Annotated in this window: 4 protein-coding genes and 1 tRNA gene; 2 read left to right on the top strand and 3 right to left on the bottom strand. The window is 67.0% G+C overall.

Annotation, left to right across the window (positions count from 1 at the left end; translation table 11 throughout):
* Positions 1 to 179: 179 nt before the first annotated feature.
* Positions 180 to 836 (bottom strand): ANTAR domain-containing response regulator, encoded by a 657-nt coding sequence (locus tag JS521_RS34310; protein WP_003969810.1) that lies wholly within the window; start codon positions 834 to 836, stop codon positions 180 to 182.
* Positions 837 to 935: 99 nt separating this feature from the next.
* Here JS521_RS34310 and JS521_RS34305 point away from each other — a divergent pair.
* Both JS521_RS34305 and JS521_RS34300 read left to right on the top strand, forming a co-directional pair.
* Positions 936 to 1,008, top strand: a tRNA-Leu gene (locus JS521_RS34305).
* Positions 1,009 to 1,119: 111 nt separating this feature from the next.
* A complete protein-coding gene (locus tag JS521_RS34300; protein ID WP_205086784.1) occupies positions 1,120 to 1,899 on the top strand; it encodes a helix-turn-helix domain-containing protein in 780 nt (259 codons plus the stop codon).
* A gap of 6 nt (positions 1,900 to 1,905) precedes the next feature.
* Here the strand turns inward: JS521_RS34300 and pyk are convergent, their stop codons facing one another.
* The gene (gene pyk / locus JS521_RS34295; RefSeq protein WP_205086783.1) at positions 1,906 to 3,345 is read right to left on the bottom strand and encodes a pyruvate kinase; all 1,440 of its coding nucleotides are present in this window, start codon (positions 3,343 to 3,345) and stop codon (positions 1,906 to 1,908) included.
* 120 nt (positions 3,346 to 3,465) lie between these two features.
* Positions 3,466 to 4,136, bottom strand: a 671-nt coding sequence (locus JS521_RS34290; protein ID WP_205086782.1) for an SIMPL domain-containing protein, incomplete at its 5' end; no start/stop codon positions are given.

Raw genomic sequence — 4,136 nt, 5'->3', positions numbered from 1 at the left:
GCGTGGGCCTGATCATCGTCCTGTGGGCCGTCGTGGACGTCATCCTGGGCATCACGTACGCGGTCTACCGACTCGCGCGGCGGCCGGAGCCGCCCCGCGGCGTCACCCGGGGCGCCCCCCCCCGGGGGGGGGGGGGGGCCGCGCCTCTCTCGTTACGTACGTGTACGTCGTGTACGCGGCTACTCCGCCGACTTCTTCTTCTCCTCGGCGTCCTCGATCAGCGCCTCCGCCAGCTGCTGCATCGACATCCGGCGGTCCATCGACGTCTTCTGGATCCACCGGAACGCGGCCGGCTCGGAGAGCCCGTAATCCGTCTGCAGGATGCTCTTCGCCCGGTCCACCAGCTTCCGGGTCTCCAGCCGCTGGGACAGGTCCGCGATCTCGCTCTCCAGCGCCTTCAGCTCCGCGAACCGGGAGACTGCCATCTCGATGGCCGGCACGACGTCGCTCTTGCTGAACGGCTTCACCAGGTACGCCATGGCCCCGGCGTCCCGGGCCCGCTCGACGAGGTCGCGCTGCGAGAACGCGGTGAGCATCAGGACCGGGGCGATGGACTCCTCGGCGATCTTCTCCGCTGCGGAGATCCCGTCGAGGACCGGCATCTTCACGTCCAGGATGACGAGGTCCGGCTTGTGCTCCCGGGCCAGCTCGACGGCCTGCTGCCCGTCGCCCGCCTCACCGACGACGGAGTAGCCCTCCTCCTCCAGCATCTCCTTGAGGTCGAGGCGGATGAGGGCCTCGTCCTCGGCGATGACGACGCGGGTCGTCAGCGGCGGGACGTGCGACTTGTCGTCGTCGACGGCGTCTACGGGCTGGGGCGACTCGGGGGTGGTCACGGGGCTCCTCGGTAAGGACAGGGGTGAGCTCCCAAGAGCCTACCTAGTTACGGTATGTTTGAGGCACGGAGGGTCATCGGTATCCTTCGTTTCGAAGGGGCCCCGGTAGCCCAGCGGCAGAGGCGATGGATTCAAAACCCATACAGCGTCGGTTCGAATCCGACTCGGGGCACTTCTCCTTGGATTCCAAGGTTCAGCGCCAATTTGGCGATCTTCACCCTTGCCGGTGAACGCGTCTTCGATCCGGGCACACCCCTTCGAAGCTCGCAGAAAACTACGCTGCATGGAGCAGCACAACCCCTCGATACGTGACGAAGCGCTCGCCCTCTTGCGGAGCGGGACCACCAATCGAGCAGTGGCGGAACGCCTCAACGTGCCGCGCGGGACCATCGGCTGGTGGCTGCACGAGGACCGCAAGCGACGCGGGGTGCGGTACGAACAGCCCACCGACTGTCCCGTGTGCACGGGTCGGGAGCTCGATCACGCCTCCTACGCCTACTTGTTGGGGCTCTATCTCGGTGACGGCCACATCACGTCGAAGCCCAAGCAGCATCATCTGTCGATCTTCTGCGATGCCGTCTGGCCGGGCGTGATCGACGAGGCGGAATCAGCCATGCGGGCAGTCATGCCCATGCCGCGCACCGGTCGGCGAGAGCGGAACAACTGCGTCGAAGTGAAGTCGTACAGCAAGCACTGGACCTGCGCCTTTCCTCAGCACGGGCCGGGCAAGAAGCACGAGAGGCCGATCGCTCTCCAAGAGTGGCAACAGGAAATCGTCGACACCCACCCCTGGCCATTCGTCCGGGGCCTGATCCACTCCGACGGTTGTCGGAACATGAACTGGACGACCAGAATCGTCCAGGGCGAACGGAAGCGCTACGAATACCCCCGGTACTACTTCACCAACGTCTCCGACGACATCCGCCGCCTCTACACCGACACCCTCGACGCGCTCGGCATCACCTGGACGCACTGCACGCGCGCGGGCAAGCCCTACAACATCTCCGTAGCCCGACGGGCATCCGTAGCCCTCATGGATGCGCACGTCGGGCCGAAATACTGAGCCGCCCTACTTCGGGCTGTCGTCCTCGCCGATGTGGTGGACGCGGACCAGGTTCGTGGAGCCTGCCACGCCGGGCGGGGAGCCGGCGGTGATGACCACCACGTCGCCCTTCTTGCAGCGGCCGATGCGCAGCAGTTCCTCGTCGACCTGGGCGACCATCGCGTCCGTGGAGTCGACCTTCGGGCCGAGGAAGGTCTCGACGCCCCACGTGAGGTTGAGCTGGGCGCGGGTGGCTTCGTCGGGGGTGAAGGCGAGGAGCGGGATGGGTGAGCGGTAGCGGGAGAGGCGCTTGACGGTGTCGCCGCTCTGGGTGAAGGCGACGAGGAACTTGGCGCCGAGGAAGTCGCCCATCTCGGCGGCGGCCCGGGCGACCGCGCCGCCCTGGGTGCGGGGCTTGCTGCGTTCGGTGAGGGGTGGGAGGCCCTTGGCGAGGAGGTCTTCCTCGGCGGCTTCGACGATGCGGGACATGGTGCGCACGGTCTCGATGGGGTATTTGCCGACGCTGGTCTCGCCGGAGAGCATCACGGCGTCGGTGCCGTCGATGATGGCGTTGGCGACGTCGGAGGCTTCGGCGCGGGTGGGGCGGGAGTTGTCGATCATCGAGTCGAGCATCTGGGTGGCGACGATGACCGGTTTGGCGTTGCGCTTGGCGAGTTTGACGGCGCGCTTCTGGACGATGGGGACTTGTTCCAGGGGCATTTCGACGCCGAGGTCGCCGCGGGCGACCATGATGCCGTCGAAGGCGGCGACGATGTCGTCGATGTTGTCGACGGCCTGGGGTTTTTCGACCTTGGCGATGACGGGGAGGCGGCGGCCTTCTTCGTCCATGATGCGGTGGACGTCGTCGATGTCGCGTCCGGTGCGAACGAAGGAGAGGGCGATGATGTCGGCGCCGGTGCGCAGGGCCCAGCGGAGGTCGTCGATGTCCTTCTCGGAGAGGGCGGGGACGGAGACGGCGACGCCGGGGAGGTTGAGTCCCTTGTTGTCGGAGACCATGCCGCCTTCGATGACGGTGGTGTGGACGCGGGGGCCGTCGACGCCGGTGACTTCGAGGGTGACGCGGCCGTCGTCGACGAGGATGCGTTCGCCGGTGGTGACGTCGGCGGCGAGTCCGTCGTAGGTGGTGCCGCAGATGTCGCCGGTGCCTTGGTCTTCGAGGGGTTCGACGGTGATGGTGAAGGTGTCGCCGCGTTCAAGGAGTACGGGGCCTTCGCGGAAGCGTCCGAGGCGGATCTTCGGGCCTTGAAGGTCGGCGAGGATGCCGACGCTGCGGCCGGCTTCCTCGGACGCTTTGCGCACGTGGTGGTAGCGCTCTTCGTGTTCGGCGTAGCTGCCGTGGCTGAGGTTGAAGCGGGCGATGTCCATTCCCGCTTCGACCAGGGCTTTGATCTGGTCGTATGAGTCGGTTGCGGGTCCTAGGGTACAAACGATTTTTGCTCGGCGCATACGTCGAGCCTAAACCTTACCTACGGGTAGGTATTTGGCTCTGCGTGACGCCTCAACATCCTTTGGATGAAGGCTTATTGACAAGTGTTGAATTGTGCGGCGGGGCGCTCCGATGAGCGTTTATCCGAGGTTCGGCGGGATGAGGGTGAAGGCCGCTTCGACCTGGGCGTCGACGTTCTGGCGTACGGGTTCGAGGTCGACGGGGGCCGCGTCGGGGGCGCTTTCCGCGCGGGCGGAGCGCATGAGGCCGGCGCCGCCGTAGGTCGCGGTGGCGAAGGTGGCTCCGCCGACGCTTCCGGTGTCGCTGAGTTCGAGGAGGGCGGCGATGTGGGTGTCGAGTGCTTCGGCGTATTCGCGGGCGCGCTGGAGGGCCTCGTGGACGGCTTGGCGGCGGGCGGTGGCGTGGTGGGGGGAGGTGGGGCGCAGGGCCCACCAGGGGCCGTCGACGCGGGTGAGGTCGTTGTCGGCGAGGCGGGTGACGAGTTCGCCGAGGGTGGTGAAGTCGTTGAGGGTGGCGGTGAGTTGGATGCTGCCGTGGTAGGCGCGGATGCGTTCGCCGCGGCTGTGGCGGGCGAGTTCGGGGCGGATGGTGAGGGTGCCGGTTTCGAGTTTTTCGACGGCGTCGCCGTAGCCCTTGATGAGGTCGAGGGTGGTGGTGTTGCGGCGGGTGAGGTCGTCGAGGGTGGTGCGGCGGTCGGTGTTGCGGGCGGTGAGGGTGACGGTGATGCGGGCGATTTCGGGGTCGACTTCGAGGTGGGCTTCGCCGCGGACGGTGACGCGGGGGGCGGTGG

It is taken from the genome of Streptomyces durocortorensis (genome assembly GCF_016901035.1).
Classification (GTDB): Bacteria; Actinomycetota; Actinomycetes; order Streptomycetales; family Streptomycetaceae; genus Streptomyces; species Streptomyces durocortorensis.
This window is presented reverse-complemented; position numbering and strand designations above follow the sequence as displayed.